At 58.2% G+C, this 15,687-nt stretch carries 18 protein-coding genes; 17 read left to right on the top strand and 1 reads right to left on the bottom strand.

Annotated elements, in window-relative coordinates:
- Positions 1-435: a single-stranded DNA-binding protein gene (locus tag B5D52_RS09740; RefSeq protein ID WP_016147186.1), complete on the top strand. Its 435-nt coding sequence runs from the start codon at positions 1-3 to the stop codon at positions 433-435.
- A gap of 85 nt (positions 436-520) precedes the next feature.
- On the opposite strand, the gene B5D52_RS09735 is transcribed toward B5D52_RS09740, so the two are convergent.
- Positions 521-982 (bottom strand): hypothetical protein, encoded by a 462-nt coding sequence (locus B5D52_RS09735; protein ID WP_016147185.1) that lies wholly within the window; start codon positions 980-982, stop codon positions 521-523.
- A gap of 471 nt (positions 983-1,453) precedes the next feature.
- Between B5D52_RS09735 and B5D52_RS09730 the strand changes: the two genes are divergently transcribed.
- The 16 genes from B5D52_RS09730 to B5D52_RS09655 all read left to right on the top strand — a co-directional run bounded on the left by B5D52_RS09730 (position 1,454) and on the right by B5D52_RS09655 (position 15,673).
- Entirely contained in the window at positions 1,454-2,206 is a 753-nt protein-coding gene (locus B5D52_RS09730; protein WP_016147184.1) for a rolling circle replication-associated protein, read from the top strand.
- A gap of 354 nt (positions 2,207-2,560) precedes the next feature.
- Positions 2,561-2,884, top strand: a complete 324-nt coding sequence (locus B5D52_RS09720; protein ID WP_016147183.1) for a hypothetical protein — start codon at positions 2,561-2,563, stop codon at positions 2,882-2,884.
- A gap of 213 nt (positions 2,885-3,097) precedes the next feature.
- Positions 3,098-3,427, top strand: coding sequence for a hypothetical protein (locus tag B5D52_RS09715; RefSeq protein WP_016147182.1), 330 nt, complete (start codon positions 3,098-3,100; stop codon positions 3,425-3,427).
- Positions 3,428-3,637: 210 nt separating this feature from the next.
- The gene (locus B5D52_RS09710) at positions 3,638-3,946 is read left to right on the top strand and encodes a hypothetical protein (RefSeq protein WP_016147181.1); all 309 of its coding nucleotides are present in this window, start codon (positions 3,638-3,640) and stop codon (positions 3,944-3,946) included.
- Complete coding sequence (locus B5D52_RS09705) at positions 3,906-5,627, top strand: terminase large subunit (RefSeq protein ID WP_016147180.1); 1,722 nt, start codon at positions 3,906-3,908, stop codon at positions 5,625-5,627. Before B5D52_RS09710 ends, B5D52_RS09705 begins: the two co-directional genes overlap by 41 nt.
- Before the next feature lie 12 nt (positions 5,628-5,639).
- Positions 5,640-6,830: a phage portal protein gene (locus B5D52_RS09700; RefSeq protein ID WP_016147179.1), complete on the top strand. Its 1,191-nt coding sequence runs from the start codon at positions 5,640-5,642 to the stop codon at positions 6,828-6,830.
- Complete coding sequence (locus B5D52_RS09695; RefSeq protein WP_016147178.1) at positions 6,827-7,501, top strand: head maturation protease, ClpP-related; 675 nt, start codon at positions 6,827-6,829, stop codon at positions 7,499-7,501. The genes B5D52_RS09700 and B5D52_RS09695 overlap by 4 nt, the downstream gene beginning before the upstream one ends.
- Complete coding sequence (locus B5D52_RS09690; protein WP_016147177.1) at positions 7,498-8,730, top strand: phage major capsid protein; 1,233 nt, start codon at positions 7,498-7,500, stop codon at positions 8,728-8,730. The genes B5D52_RS09695 and B5D52_RS09690 overlap by 4 nt, the downstream gene beginning before the upstream one ends.
- Before the next feature lie 16 nt (positions 8,731-8,746).
- Positions 8,747-9,028 (top strand): phage head-tail connector protein, encoded by a 282-nt coding sequence (locus B5D52_RS09685; RefSeq protein WP_016147176.1) that lies wholly within the window; start codon positions 8,747-8,749, stop codon positions 9,026-9,028.
- Positions 9,029-9,030: 2 nt separating this feature from the next.
- A complete protein-coding gene (locus B5D52_RS09680) occupies positions 9,031-9,366 on the top strand; it encodes a hypothetical protein (RefSeq protein ID WP_016147175.1) in 336 nt (111 codons plus the stop codon).
- Positions 9,353-9,697: a hypothetical protein gene (locus B5D52_RS09675; protein ID WP_016147174.1), complete on the top strand. Its 345-nt coding sequence runs from the start codon at positions 9,353-9,355 to the stop codon at positions 9,695-9,697. Before B5D52_RS09680 ends, B5D52_RS09675 begins: the two co-directional genes overlap by 14 nt.
- The gene (locus B5D52_RS09670; RefSeq protein WP_016147173.1) at positions 9,681-10,103 is read left to right on the top strand and encodes an HK97 gp10 family phage protein; all 423 of its coding nucleotides are present in this window, start codon (positions 9,681-9,683) and stop codon (positions 10,101-10,103) included. The genes B5D52_RS09675 and B5D52_RS09670 overlap by 17 nt, the downstream gene beginning before the upstream one ends.
- Positions 10,104-10,123: 20 nt before the next feature.
- Positions 10,124-10,687 carry a major tail protein gene (locus B5D52_RS09665; RefSeq protein WP_016147172.1) on the top strand — a complete coding sequence of 188 codons (564 nt, stop codon included), beginning with the start codon at positions 10,124-10,126 and terminating at the stop codon, positions 10,685-10,687.
- Positions 10,668-11,069: a hypothetical protein gene (locus tag B5D52_RS09660; RefSeq protein ID WP_147535091.1), complete on the top strand. Its 402-nt coding sequence runs from the start codon at positions 10,668-10,670 to the stop codon at positions 11,067-11,069. The genes B5D52_RS09665 and B5D52_RS09660 overlap by 20 nt, the downstream gene beginning before the upstream one ends.
- A gap of 2 nt (positions 11,070-11,071) precedes the next feature.
- Positions 11,072-11,200 carry a hypothetical protein gene (locus B5D52_RS16710; protein WP_278246316.1) on the top strand — a complete coding sequence of 43 codons (129 nt, stop codon included), beginning with the start codon at positions 11,072-11,074 and terminating at the stop codon, positions 11,198-11,200.
- Positions 11,201-15,673 (top strand): phage tail tape measure protein, encoded by a 4,473-nt coding sequence (locus B5D52_RS09655; RefSeq protein WP_016147169.1) that lies wholly within the window; start codon positions 11,201-11,203, stop codon positions 15,671-15,673.
- Positions 15,674-15,687: the final 14 nt, after the last annotated feature.

The raw sequence follows: 15,687 nt of genomic DNA, 5'->3' as shown, positions 1-15,687 counted from the left end.
ATGCTCAATAAAACGATTTTGATAGGCCGCCTCGTGCGCGACCCCGAACGACGCTACACACAGACCAATATTGCTGTTACATCGTTTACTCTTGCGGTTGATCGTGATCGCAAAGGCCCGAACGGCGAGCGGCAGACCGATTTCATCGACTGCGTATCGTGGGGAAAACAGGGCGATTTCGTCAAGCAGTGGTTCACCAAGGGCATGATGGCCATCGTGGCTGGCCGTCTCCAGTCTCGGAACTGGGAGGACAGAAACGGCAACAAGCGGGTGTCGATCGAGGTCAACACCGATGAGGTCACATTCGGCGAGACCAAGAAGGCCCGCGATCATGCGCACGGCAGCGATCTGGTGCCGGAGCTGCCGCCGGTTGACCAGGATGCGCTGGGCGCGGATGATTTCGCACCGCTGGACGACAGCGATGTGCCGTTTTGAGAAGGGGGGAGCACTATGACCATCCGAGCATATGAAAACAACCGCTTTATAAGCGGTTGTTTGTCATTTTATAGGAATATAGCTATTATCTCGGATGATAAGGGTCTTGTACGACGCTGTCATAGGGAATGGCAATCGCACAAGGCGCGTGCCAAGAATATTCTTCATCGAGGATGTCAATACCTTTGTCTTTTAACACTTTCTTGTCATGCTTCCAGGAGCTTTTCCACCATGCCCAGAAATAATAGCGACCGCTGGATGGATGGGGGCTGGGTTCGTCATCACAAAGCAGAGTAACCCATTCGCCTTCAGGATGATCCGTGGTTTTTAACTTGATGGACATGTTTACATCTACCCATAGCAGAAAGCTAGAAGGGACAGTCGGTACATCCCATAACGGTTTAGTGGGCGTTTCAGCGGTAAGTGCATTTGCTGGCGGTGCATCTGCATCTTTTTGGGGGGCATTTTTCAGGGCTTCCGGTGATTCGGGATGCAGGGATACATAAGCTGATTCCAAAATGTTTTCGTTTTCCAACTGCTGTGCCATTCTAATTGCTCCTTTCTAAAGTGGTAATTTCATTATACCATAAGAAAATACTTTTATAATGGTGGTATTTGTAAAATTTTGTCGATAAATATTATTCCATTAGATTTTATGCATTGTGCCATTGCCCGCAAAACTAGATCGGTGACTTCTTCGACGCTAGAGGCAACCAGCCTAGAAAGGAGATTGTTCAGTCCGTGGATGTGTGGCACCGGTGGGTGCTCAAGATCGAGCGCCGCAAGTAGAAAAATTACCAAATTTGTCCGTATCATTTTGTGCACCCAAAACGAATGTTCGCCCTTTGCTTGACAAGATTCGGAAAAACGGCTATATTAAATAACAGAAAGAAGGAATCATCCCAGCCCAGACTTGGGGCTGGACAACAATAGCATAAGGCACTGTGCGGGGCTGAGCCCCGCATTTTTATACCCTTTTGCAGAAAAGTGTCCAAATTGGACACGGAAAGGAGAGGGGATGGCAAAACGAAGAAAAGTCATCCGGGCGGGGCGGCTGGTGTACGCAGCGGTGTATTCGACCGTGCATCCATCGGATAGCCCAGAAGCCAGAGCAGCCAAGACCAAGTGCAGCTCGGCTGCGCGTCAGCGGATGAACATGAAATATGCCTGGCAAAAGCTCGAGCTACTGCTGGCGTCGAACTTCACGCCGCGCGATCTGGTCGTGACCCTGACCTATGACGACGATCATCTGCCGGATGATCGGGACGGCGCGGTGGATAAGATCAAGCGGTTCTGGGTGCAGCTGCGCAAGGCGCGCCGGTTGGCCGGTCAGTCCCTGCGCTATGTCTATGTGACCGAGGGCGTGCACGGCGACAAGCGATTGCATCACCATGTCGTGATCGACGGCACGGGCGGGGACTTGGAAACCCTGCAAAGCCTATGGCCGCACGGTGAGGTGCACATCGAGTATGTGGACGCCTACGGATACGAGGCGCTGGCGGGGTACCTGACCAAGGAGCCGAGGGAGCACGGCAGTCCGAACGGCCTGCGCAGCTGGACGCCAAGCCGGGGACTGAAAAAGCCCGAACGGGAAAGCGGCTGGGTGCCGGATGACGTGACGCTGTGCGCACCGCCGGGCGCGATCGTGCTGGACAGCGACAGCATGGTCAATCAGTGGGGCGAGGTCAAGTACCTCAAGTACCTGCTGCCGGATAGGCGACCAGAACGCAAGACGAGGCCAAGACGGTCGAAACCGAGAAAAACAGCATAAGGTCTTATATTTTTCGGGCTTGAAACCCAGTATAACTTATGAATCACAATGGAGAACGCGCGCGCGGGCGCTTTACGAGGAGGGAACCGAGTGGTAAAATATAATCAAGGCAGAACACAACACAGATTATGGATGTGCTGCCCGAATTGTGGAAAGAAGCTCTTGCAGATCATCCCGGACGCGCGGATCGTTGGCGCGTACATGATATGCCGGGGATGCCGCAAAGAGATCGAACTGAATACCCCAAACAGCGCCGGGGATCTGAAAAAGATTTGAGCCGATCATCGAGACACACAACGTGTGTGGCCTTGGTGGTCGGCTTTTTGTTTGCCCAAAAACGAGGAGGTGGGCCAAATGGCCGAATGGAAAAGCCTGGATGTCCTGATCTGTGAATACACCGAGGCCCAGCGCCGCTTGGAGGAGGCGATCGGGCGCAACCGTGCGCAGGCGGCCGAGAGCCGCAACATCGTCCAGCGTATGCGACTTGACCGCGCGTGCGAGATCATGCGGCTGGAACTTGCCAGCCTGACCCGTCGCATCATCGAGATGCAGAACATTGTGAAGGAGCGTGAGAACCGTGAACGATATCAGCGAGAACAAGCGAGCCACGGACGAGGTACTGGCCGCCGCGCGGTATGGCCTGATTGTGACTGTCCGGACGGAACACATCAGACTTGAACTGCCTGCACGCGTTGCGCCTGAGCTGCGCGACGACTGGGTGACGATATATGGCCATGACCGTGTACAGGATAGCTTTCCGGCACGGATGGTGTATAGACTCTCAACACATCCTGCGGTGCGCTGTCCGATTTGTGGCGAGTCGGTGAGAGTGGAGGGACAGACTTTCCGGTGTCCACTTTGTGGGCAGATGCTGCGGGAGGACAAGGCGTAATGGCGCGAGTGTTTGCCAAGAAATTTTACAACAGCAAGGCGTGGAAGTCTTGCCGGGCAGCGTACATCGCCGAGCGCGTGGCCATTGACGGTGGTCTGTGCGAGACCTGCGGCTTGGTTCCCGGCCTAATCGTGCACCACACGGTCTGGCTGACCGAGGACAACGTGAACGACCCGGACATTGCGTTAAACCATGCGCTGCTGCGCTATGACTGCCAGACGTGCCATAACCGCGAGAGCGAGGACGGCAGCGGTGACCGGTGCATCATCGGGCCGGACGGCCAGCCGGTCGAAGTCCGACCGCCTCCCAGTCCGCTGACCCGGGTGTGATGCAAAACGACCGAACGCCCCTCCTCGGAGGAATACACGGCTCACGCACAGGACCCCCACCCGTTGACAGCCGGGCGAAAACGTGGCACGGGGGCGCGAATCACACAGCGCGCGCCATGCGCGTGCGCAGGAAGGAGGTGCCGGAAAATAACCGGATGTGAGGATAAAAAGGCGCTGGAAAGCGCAATCAAGAAAGAACAAAGGCGGCTTTTGAATCTGTTTAAGGGGATTGAGAAGACCAAACAGAAACTTGTCTTGGGTCTTATCGAGCGTGCAGCCTTTATGCGTGTGCAGCTCGACGAGCTTGAGGACGACCTCAACACCTACGGCTGGACCGAGTGGTTTTCCCAGGGCGACCAAGAGCCGTACAAGCGCAAGCGTCCCGAGGCCGAGGTCTACAACCAGACCAATGGTAATTATCAGAAAATCATCCGTCAGCTGACCGACCTGCTGCCCAAGTCGGTCGAAGCGCCGTCCGATGACGGCTTTGACAGCTTTGTCACGAGCCGCGAGACCTAACGAAACCCCATTTGCCGACCCCATCCGCGCGTATTGGGCAGCAATCGAGCGCGGGGACGTGGTGGTCGGTGACAAGATCCGCCGCACCTATGCGCATCTTGTGTCCAAATTGGACACCGATGCTGACGGTTATCATTACAGCCCGGCGCGCGCTTGGCACGTCATAGACTTCATCGAGCGCTATTGCCATCACTCCAAGGGCAAGGTAGGCGGTCAGCCGGTGCGTCTGGAGCTGTGGGAAAAGGCCATGCTGGCCGCCATCTTTGGCTTTGTAGACATGGACGGCAACCGGCAGTACCGCGAGGCGCTGCTGATCGTCGGCAAGAAGAACGGCAAATCCCTGCTGGCGTCGGCGGTCGGTCTGTACCTGATGATCGGCGACGGCGAACCCGGCCCCGAGGTGTACGCGGTGGCGACCAAGCGCGATCAGGCGAAAATCATCTGGCAGGAAGCCAAGCGCATGGTGCGCAAGTCGCCCGCGCTCTTAAAGCGCATCAAGACCCTGACCCACGAGCTGACCAGCGAGGCGTTCAACGACGGTGTGTTCAAGCCGCTGGCGTCCGATTCAGATACGCTGGACGGCCTGAACGTCCACGGCGTCCTGATGGATGAGATTCACCAGTGGAAGGACGGGCGTGCGCTCTATAACATCATGGCCGACGGCACGACCGCGCGCGAGCAGCCGCTGGTGTTTATCACATCCACCGCGGGCACCGTGCGCGAGGACATTTACGACGACCGGTACGAGTATGCGGCGCGTATCATCAATGGCTATGGCGACCCCGAGGGCGCACACGACCCGCACTTTATCGCCTTTGTCTACGAGCTGGACGCGCGGCGCGAATGGACCGACCCTGCCTGCTGGGCAAAGGCCAATCCCGGTCTGGGCACGATCAAAAACCGCCAGCAGCTGGCCGACAAGGTCGCGCGTGCCCAGGCAAACCCCAAGGAAGTCAAGAATCTGGTCTGCAAGGAATTCAACATCCGCGAGACCACGACCGAAGCCTGGCTCACGTTTGAGGAACTCAACAATACGGCCTGCTACGATCTGGCCGAGCTGCGGCCGCGCTACGGCGTGGGCGGCGTCGATCTGTCGGCGACAACCGACCTGACCGCCGCTGCCGTGATCTTCCAAGTGCCGAACGACCCGCACTATTATGTGCGTATGATGTTCTGGCTGCCCGAAGCCCTGCTCGAGCAGCGCGTCAATGAGGACAAAATCCGGTATGACCTGTGGGTCGACGAGGGCTATGTCCGACTGTGTCAGGGCAACAAGATTAACTACCATGACGTCGTCCAGTGGTTTGTCGAGGTGCAGGAGCAGGAGGACATCTACCTGCCGTGGATTGGCTACGACAGCTGGTCTGCGACCTACTTTGTGGACGAGCTGACCGACACCTTTGGCCCGTCTTGTCCCGAACCGGTCATTCAGGGCAAAAAGACCCTGTCCGCACCCATGCACGCGCTGGGTGCAGACCTTGCCGCCAAGCTGGTGATCTACAACAACAATCCGGTGCTCAAATGGTGCCTGGCGAACACCAGCTATGACGAGGACAAGAACGGCAACTGGCAGCCGTGCAAATCCACCAAGCCGACCCGACGCATCGACGGCGCCGCCGCGCTGCTCGATGCCTACACCGTCCTCGGACGACATCTGGAAGAATACCAAAGCATGATTTGAGGTGATACACACATGGGATTTTTTCGTGACCTGTTCGCCCGCGCATCTCCGGGTACCGTGCGCTATCAGATGGTGACCGAGCGGGGCAACGGGTTTTTCGCATGGAACGGCAAGCTGTACCAGTCGGACATCGTACGGGCGTGTATGCGTCCCAAGGTCAAGGGCGTGGGCAAGCTGGTTGGCAAGCACCTGCGCGAGACCATCGACCGCGAGGGCAAGCGCCGCATTGCGTACAACGCGGACGCGCGCCTGCGCTACCTGCTCGAGGAGCCTAATCCCTACATGACCGGACAGAAATTACAGGAGAAGCTGGCCGCCCAGCTCGTCCTCAACAACAACGCCTTTGCGCTGATTATCCGGGAGGAAAACGGTCTGCCGGTGGAGATTTACCCCATCACGGCAAGCTCGGTGCAGGCGATCTACCGCAAGGATGGCACGCTGTGTCTGGATTTCATTCTGGTCAACGGGCGGCGCATGGTGTTCGCCTACACCGACATCATCCACCTGCGTTCCGACTTCTGCGAGAATGATCTGTTTGGTTCGCCCTTGGCGCAGACGCTCATGCCGCTCATGGAGATCGTCGGCACGACCGATCAGGGCATCGTCAAGGCAATCCGCAACTCGTCGGTCGTGCGCTGGCTGATTAAATATAATACGGCCATGCGCGATGACGCATTGACCGAGAAAGCGAAAGAATTTGCCCAGCGGTTTCTGGACGTGGAGAACGGCAGCGGTGTGGTTGTCGTGGATTCCAAATCCGAGGCCACCCAGATTAGTCCCAAGGACTACGTCCCCAACGCGGCGCAGATGGACCGCACGACCCAGCGCATCTATGCCATCTTCAACACCAACCCCAAGATCGTTCTGTCGCAGTACAACGAGGACGAGTGGAACGCCTACTATGAAGCCGAGCTGGAACCCATCGTGCGCGAGCTGGGCGAGGAGTACACGCGCAAGCTGTTTTCCCGCCGCGAGCGGGCGGCAGGCAACCGGATCGTGTTCGAGGCGACCAACCTTGCAACCGCCAGCATGAGCACGAAGCTGGGCTTGCAGGCGATGGTAGACCGCGGCGCTATGCTGCCGAACGAGTGGCGCGCCGTCCTCAACCTTGCACCCATCGACGGCGGCGATGTGCCCATCCGTCGCTTGGATACCGCACCCACAACCCAGACAACACAGGAAGGAGGAAGTGAAACGGCATGAAAATCGACATCAAGGGCGTGATCGTGGCCAATGATGACAAGTGGGTCTATGACTGGTTTGACATGGACGCGGTCGCGCCGCGTGAAGTGCTGACCGCGCTGGACAGAGCGCCGAATGAGCGTGCCGACGTGTACATCAATTCGCCCGGCGGCAGTGTCTTTGCCGGCGGTGAGATCTACGATGCGCTGCGCGCGCACCCGGGCGGTGTGCAGATCCATGTGACCGGTCATGCCGCGTCGGCAGCGTCCATGATTATGTGCGCCGGGCCGTGCGACATTTCGCCGACCGCGCTTGTGATGATTCACAACGTATCCGGCGGTGCGCAGGGTGACTATCACGAGATGGACGCGACCAGTGAGACGCTGAAAAAAGCCAATCAGGCGGTCGCCGCTGCCTACCGGCACAAGACCGGAAAGAGCGAAGAAGAGCTGCTGGCGCTCATGGACAAAGAGACCTGGATGACCGCACAGGAGGCCATCGAGGCGGGCTTTGCCGACAGCCTGACCGAGTCCGCACGACCGCTGCCGCTGACGGCATCGTTTTCCGGTATGCTGCCGCAGGCGGTTATTGACAAGCTGCGCGCCGAGCGCGCCAAACATCCGCCCATGACTGCGCAGGACAAGGCCCGCGCAGAACTGGAACTTTTGACTTTAGGAGGAAAGACGAGATGAACAGAGACACCTATCTGACAAAGCGCGAAACCCTGCTGAACGAGGCACGCGCCCTGATCGAACAGAGCGACCTGACCGGCTACAAGGCCAAGAAGGACGAGATCGAAGCCCTCGACCGCCAGTTTGACGAGGAGGCGCAGGCACAGGCCGCGCTCAATGCGCTCGAAAACCGCCAGCAGAACCCGCAGGCGGTGCAGAACCTGATGAACCTCGGCGGCGCGGTCGTCACGACCGGTCAGATGCAGCCGGGCACGGGCGAACAGACCCCGGATGACCCGCTGAACAGCGTGGAATACCGCCGCGCGTTTATGAACTACGTCGCCAAGGGCGCGGCGATTCCCCAGAATCTGACCAATCAGAATCAGGTCACCAAGTCCCCCGACGCGGGCGCACTCATCCCGACTATCGTGGTCGAGAAGATCATCGAGAAGGCCAAGAGTCTGGGCACCATCCTGTCGCTGGTTACCAAGACCAATTTCCCGGGCGGCGTCAAGATTCCGGTCTCGCAGGCGCGTCCGACCGCGACCTGGGTTGCTGAGGGTGCGGGCAGCGACAAGCAGAAGCTGTCCATTGGGGATGTGGTCTTTGCCTACTACAAGCTGCGCTGCGCGGTGGCTATGACCTTCGAGGTAGCCAATCTGTCGCTCGACATCTTCGAGGCGCACTTTATCCGGGTGGTATCCGAGGCGATGGTCGAGGCGCTCGAACAGGCGATCATCAACGGTTCCGGCTCGGGTCAGCCCAAGGGCATCCTGAAGGAAACCCCGGACGAGGGCCAGGCAATCGAGGTTGCCGCAGACGGCAAGCTGGACTATGCGCTGCTGTGCGATGCCGAGGGCGCACTGCCCGAAGCGTACGAGTCTGATTCGGTCTGGCTGATGAGCAAAAAGACCTTTATGCAGTTCGAGGGCATGGTCGATAACAACGGCCAGCCGATCGCGCGCACCAATTACGGTCTGGGCGGCAAGCCCGAGCGCTATCTGCTCGGCCGTCCGGTTGCGATCAACAGCTATATGCCCGACTACAAGCCTACGGTGGAGTCGGACATTATCTTTGCCGCCATCTTCCGCATGAAGGACTACGACCTCAATCTTGCCTCTCAGATGACCCTCAAGACCTACGAGGACAACGACACCGACGATGTCGTGACCAAGGTCATTCAGCTGGCCGACGGCAAGGTGCTGGACAAGTCCTCGCTGGTCACCCTGACCAAGAAGCAGGCGGCCTGAAAGGACACGGTGAGTGATGGCAACAGTGCTCGAACAGGTACACGCAGCGCTGCGGCTCAAAAGCCGCGCACTCGACGACAATGAGATCACGCCCCTGATCGAGGCGTGCAAGGCCGATCTCAGGATGCACGGCGTGCGCCGGGTGGACGAGACCGACCCGCTGATCGCCCGCGCCATCGTGCTGTACTGCAAGGCGTACTTTGGCTATGACGACCAGGGCGAGCGCTGGCAGGCGTGTTACGACGGTCTGCGGGACAGCATGGAGCTGTCGGGCGACTACCGAGAGGAGGACGTCTGACCGTGCGCTTTGTAGATTTGACCCTTGTGTCCAAACCCAACACCGAGGGTAAGCTAGACGCCGACGGCTATCCCATCCCGGACGAGACCTCGACCGAGGTTTACGCCGAGATGGGTGAGGTCAAGCGGCTGGAATTTTATGAGGCACTGCGCGCGGGCACCCGGCTTTCCTGCGTGTTCCGTGTGCGCGTGCCGGACTACGCCGGTCAGACCATCGTGGAGCTGGACAACAAGCGGTACAAGGTCGAGCGGGCGTACAGCAAGGATGGGGAGTGGATGGAGCTGAACTGCTCCGAACTCCCCACGGCAAAGGGAGGTGTGACAGATGCAAAGTCTTAACGAGCGGCTGATGGACGCGCTCACGCCCGTCCTGCCCACCATGCCGGGCACTTACACCGGGAGCCATGACACCTATCTGGCATTTAACTATGATACGACCGGCATGGAATACGGCGACAACCAGCCCGCCGTCGAGCGAGCGCTCATCCAGGTGCATCTGGTCGCGCCCATGACGGCCAACACAGTCGAGACCCGTAAGGCGGTCAAGCGAGCATTGTTTGCCGCCGGGTTCGGCTGGCCGAGCATGACCGATGCCTCGGATAAGCTCGGGCAGCACTATGTGTTCGAGTGTGAGAGCGTGGAGGTGGATTTATATGCCGATGACGGTTGACGGACTGGACGGTCTGCTGCTCGATCTGGAGGCGCTTGCAGATCTGCCGGACGATACCATGTCCGGCATGCTCCATGCGGGCGGTGAGGTCATCGCCCAGGCACACAAGAGCGCGATTCAGTCGGATGGTCTGGTCGATAGCGGCCAGCTGCGCGACTCGATCAAGGTCTCGGCCAAGGTGCGGCGCACGAGCAGCGCACGGTCGGTCGAGATTTATCCCCAAGGCAAGCGCACCGACGGCACCCGCAATGCCGAGGTCGGCTTCATCCATGAATACGGCGCACCCGGGCGCGGCATTCCGGCCAAACAGTGGATGCGCAAGGCAAACGAACGGGCTGAGGATGCAGCGTGCACGGCAGCCGAGGACGTATATGACAACTATTTACGGAGCAAAAACCTGCTCTGATAGACAAAGGAGGAAAACAAATGGCAGCATTTGGCGCAAAATACCCGAGATTTGCACCCAACAAGACGGTCACGCCCGAGGGAGTCGTGACCTATGACGCGCCGGTCACCATCGGCGCACTGAACAAGGCAGACTTGACCGTGACCATGGCGTCGGGCAAGGTGTACGGTGATAATGAGCTGCAGGAATCCATTGATGAGTTTGTATCCGGTACGCTTGCAATGGAGACATCCGATATGGAGGACGAGGGTGCAGGCAAGATTTACGGTGCCACGGTGCTGGAAAAGCTGTGTACCTATAATACTGGCGATACACCGCCTGAGGGTGGACTGGGCTATTATAAGACCCTGGTACGAGGCGGCAAGAAGATTTTTAAGACGGTATTCTATCCTCGTGCCAAGGCGGCAATCGGCAACGATACGGCGGCGACCAAAGCCGACTCGATCACGTTCTCGACCGTTGCGACCAACTGGACGATTATGGCCGACAAGACGGGCAACTGGCGTCTGACCGAGGAGCACAACACCGAGGAAGCCGCAAAGGCATGGCTGGATACCCAGATGGGTGTCGCGAGTGACGCGTGAGCCTATGCGCAGTGTAACGACAGAGTGGCAGGGCAAGATTTATCATTTGCTGTATAACGGTCGGGCGATGTTTGCCGCGCGCGATGCGCTTGGCGATCAGGGCATCATCGCAGCGCTCACCCAGCCGGGTGCATCTGGTATGCAGGCAACGGTACAGGCGTTCTGCATCCTTGCCGAACAGGGCGAGCTGGTGCGCCGCATGGATGGCCACGCGCGCGGCTCCATCCCGGATGCGGATGACGTCGCGGCACGCATCATGCCCGATGAGCTGATCGAATTACAGCAGGCGGTGGTGAATGCGGTCATGCGCGGCTACCACCGCGACCAGCCCGAGGAGGAAATCGACCTCGGCCTTGCTGAACTTCAAAAAAAAACGGAATGACCGTGGCGCAGTATCTGCGCACGGGCATTGTGTGCGGCTTGTCCAGCCGGGAGGTGCTCAGCCTCCCGGTTGGGGTCGTGTTTGACCTCGTATCCCTGCACAATGCAGGCGTCACGAAAAGGGAGGAGTAAATGGCTGAGCGTAAAATCTCGACGCGATTTGCCGTCGAGGGCGAAGACCAATATAAAAAGAGTATTGCTGACATCAATGGTCGCCTGAAAACACTGAAAAGTGAGCTGGCACTGGTACAGAGTCAGTACGCCGGACAGGAAAACAGCATGGAGGCGCTTACGGTCAAGGGTCAGACTTTGGCTGCTATGTACGCCACCCAGCAGGAGAAGGTCGAAGCAGCTCGGGCGGCACTTCAAAATGCGTCTACGATGCAGCAGAAGTACAGCGAAGAGGTTGCCAAAAGTCAGCAAAATCTGGCAAATGCGCAACAGGAGCTTGCTGCGTTGAGTGAAAGCACCTCGGTAAGCGCCGAGGAGCAAAAGAAGCTGCAGCAGAATGTAGAGGACTGCCAGAAGGCACTCGAGGACGCCGAAAAGCGTCAGCGTGCATCTGAGCAGAGCATTCAGAAGTGGCAGCAGTCCATGAACTATGCGCAGATCGAGCTGAACCGTCTGGGAACAGAGATCAACAACAATAACGCCGCTCTGGAAAGTGCGCAGCAAGCCGCAGACGCAGCCAGTGCATCCATGGACGAGGTCGCAGAGAGCGCGGCAGAGGCCGCCGACGCTGTCGAGGATATGGGTGAGGACGGCGGCGACGCCATTGACACCATGGCGCAGGCGCTGACCGGCGCGGGCGTTGTGGCGGCGCTCGATCAGATCAAGGACACGCTGCTTGCCTGCGCCGAGGCTTCGAGTGAGCTGTCCCAGGCCGAGAGCGTATTGACCAACAATACAAACCTCTCGGGCAATGAGCTGGAGCGCTACCGGCTGCTGCTGCGCCAGCTGTACGGCGATAACTATGGCGAGTCCATGGATGATGTCGCCCAGACGCTCGCAGCCGTGCGCCAGCAGCTGGACGCCGACTGGCCGACCGACCAGCTGAAAACCGTGACCGAGGACGCGATCACGCTGCGTGATACGTTCGGCTATGAGGTCACGGACAGCATCCGCGCCGCGAAAGCCCTGGTTGATAATTTTGGAGTCGATGGCGACGAGGCGTTCCGGCTGATCGCTGAGGGCGCACGCAACGGCTTGGACTATTCGGGCGAGCTGCTGGACACCGTCAGCGAGTACAGCGTGCAGTTTAAGAAATTGGGCTTGTCCGCCAATGATATGTTCAAGGTCATGCAGTCGGGCGCGGATAACGGCGCTTGGAACCTGGACAAGATCGGCGACGCATACAAAGAGCTGTCTATCCGCGTCGTGGATGGTTCAGACACGACTGCCCAGGGCTTTGCAGCCATTGGTCTGAACGCCGAGCAGATGGCGCAGAAGTTTGCGCGCAGCGGCGAGAGCGCAAAGGCTGCCTTGCAGCAGACCACGCAGGCACTCGCAGCGATGGAAGACCCGGTGCAGCAGAATATCGCGGGTGTCAACCTGTTCGGCACCATGTGGGAGGATCTGGGCGCGACGGTTGTCACCCAGATGGCCAGCATTACCGAGGGCACTTATGGTGCTGCAAACGCCATGGAAAACCTGCGTGAGAATCGTCTGGACGATCTGAGCGAAGCGTCTGAACACCTAGACCGCAACATGCAGCTGCTCGCCGCAACGGCAGGCGACGCGGTTGTCCCGGCGCTGGCCGACGTCAAAAATGCCGGTGCCGATGCGCTGGCCGTTGCGACCGACTGGCTGGCGCAGAATCCGCAGATCATGCAGATGATTACTGCTTTAGTCGCGGGTTTTGCGATCCTGACCGCTGGCGTGACCGCTTACACCGCCGCAGTGGGGGCAGCCGAAGTTGCAACGGCTGCCTTGTCCAAAATGATGGAGAAGAACCCCTATGCGTTGGTCGCCACGGTTGTTCTGTCTCTGGTGGCTGCGATCGGCACCTACGTCCTGACCGCTGGCTCGGCCTCGGACAAGACTCGGGAGCTCAACAAGAATCTCGAGGAGATCAAGAGCACCCACACGCAGAACGTCAGCACGATCAATGCGACGGCCGAGGCTGCTCAGGGCTACATTGACAAGCTGGCCGCACTCGAGGCACAGAGCAGCTTAACAGCCGAAGACCAGCTCGCTTACAAGCAGACAGTTGACGAATTAAACACCTTGATTCCTGACTTGAATGCACAGATTGATGAGCAGACCGGTCTGCTGATCGGCGGCGCAGAAGCTCTGCGGATGAATACCGAGGCATGGCAGGAAAATGCCATTGCGCAGGAAATCAAGGATCGGTATCAAGAGGTGCTGGACGGTCAGGCCGAGGCCACGGTCAACCTGACTGAGAAAAAGCTGGCGTTGCGAGATGCCGAAACCGAACTGAATGACCTGTATGCTGAGATGCAGGAAGTTTCCCGTCAGATGCAAGAGGCTGAGGAAGATTCCGAACTGACACTCGAGCAAAAGATGGATACCATTCAAGGCCTGCAAGACCGCATGGTCATGCTGAACGACACCTATGATCAGGCAAGTGACGAGGTCGCACGGCAGCGTGAAGCCGTAGAAGAGGCGCAGGGTGTTCTGGACAATTATGCCGAAGAGGTGGAGCATGTCCAGGAAGTGCAGGATGAGCTGGCAAATTCCAGCGAAAATGCCGCCGCCAGTGTTGGAAATATTTTAGACGCGCTTGATAATCTGGGTGATGCCTACGAGGAAGCCAGTGGCAAGGCCAGAGAAAGCATTGATGAGCAGATTGGTATGTGGGACAAGATGGACACTGAAACCGAAGTTTCGGTTGAAACCCTCAAAGCCAACCTGCGAAGTCAAATTACTTACCTGAAAGAGTATTCGGACAATTTGCAGACTCTGTCCGGACGTAATATCGAAGGTGTAGACACCTTGGTGCAGGCTCTTTCGGATGGGTCTGCGGAAAGTGCCGAGATACTGCGTGGCTTGGTAGATGCATCCGAAGATGATATTAAGGCCGTGATTGCAAATCTCGAAAGCATCGAGAACGGCAAAAAGACCTTTACGGATACGGTTGCACAGTTGCAGCCGGAAGTAAAGACCGCAATGGATGCGGTTGTAGCTGAGGCAGATCGGTTTGATACGATGTATTCAAACGGCCAGCACACGATGAGCGGCTTGCTGCAAGGCCTGAAATCGAAGCTGAACGAATTGGACACCGTTTCTGCACAAATCAGCAATACCGTTTCGGATGCCTACAAAAAAGCAAATGAAATTGCATCCCCGTCCAAGAAAATGCGTCGATATGGACGCTACACCATGGAAGGCTTGGCACTGGGTCTTGCGGATGGACAAAATCTGGTTGTCTCCACAATGAATGCAATTGCCCACCTGATGACTGCTGTATTTGAGGAGAATACACGGTTTGAGCTTGACCCGGACGAGACCGCCGCGCAGGCCGAAGCCCAGATGCAGGCCTATGTCGATGAGATCGAGGAGCAGACTGAGCACGCCAAGAAGGTCATGGAGTGGGCAGGCGAGGACATCCAGAAAGCCCTGGTCGATCACGGTTACTCGGAGGACATGGCCAAGGAGTTTGTTAGCCGGTACGACGAGATGTGCCAGCAGGCAGTCGAAAAGGTCAAAGAGGCGCAAGCCGACATGCAGGAGCAACTGGACGCCTTGCAGGAACAGTGGGAGGAAGCCATCAAGGCCCGGGACGAGTTTGAGAAGAAGCTGTCCGACTTTGGCGACCTCTACATCAAGGACGAAGATCGATACCAGCTGGAAGACCTCAACCGGCAGATGGAGCAGATGCAGCACTATGGTGAGGTGCTGTCCGAACTCCAGCAGCGCGTCCCGCAGAGTCTGTTCAGTGAGATCGCGGGCATGAACCTAGAGGACGCGGTCGGTTACGGCGAACAGCTGCTGGCCTTGAGTGACGAGGATTTCGAGGCCTACGTCACCGCATGGGAAGAAAAGCAGGGTCTTGCCAGTGAGCTTGCCCAGCAGTTTTACGGCGAGCAGGTGCGCCAGTTCGAGGAGGAATACCAAGCCAAGATGCAGGAGGCCTACGCCCAGATGCAAAGCATGGCATTTGACAACAGCGCTGAGATCGTTCGGCAGATGGTGCAGGGCTTGCAGTCTGAGCGCGACGCGCTGGAAGCCGAGGCGCGCAGGTTACAAGAGATTATGAGCGGTGCAATGGGGTGGCGCGTCAGCGCAGCCGATGTGGATGGCTCGCACGCGGGCGGTCTGGCTTATGTGCCGTATGACGGATACGTCGCCGAGCTTCACAAGGGCGAGCGGGTGCTGACCGCTGCAGAGGCGCGCGCCTACATCGCAGCCAATACCCCGGCATCCATCGAGGTCGCCCAGCCCACGCTGGACAGCGCGCAGGTCGCGTCCATGGTCGGCTCAGCCTTGTCCACTATCCTGCTGGGCACCGAGCAGAGTGCGAGCGGTGACCTGTATTTGTCGCTGTCGGTCGATGGCACCGAGTTTGCACGCGGTATCCTGCCGCATTTCCGTGCAGCGGCTGACCAGTCGCCCGAGATCAAGAGCGATTTACGCATCAACTAAGAGAGGAGGGAGCC

Source organism: Butyricicoccus pullicaecorum DSM 23266, from assembly GCF_900167005.1.
Lineage (GTDB): Bacteria > Bacillota > Clostridia > Oscillospirales > Butyricicoccaceae > Butyricicoccus > Butyricicoccus pullicaecorum.
Note: the sequence above shows the minus strand (reverse complement) of the source record. Positions and strands in the feature narration are given on the sequence as shown.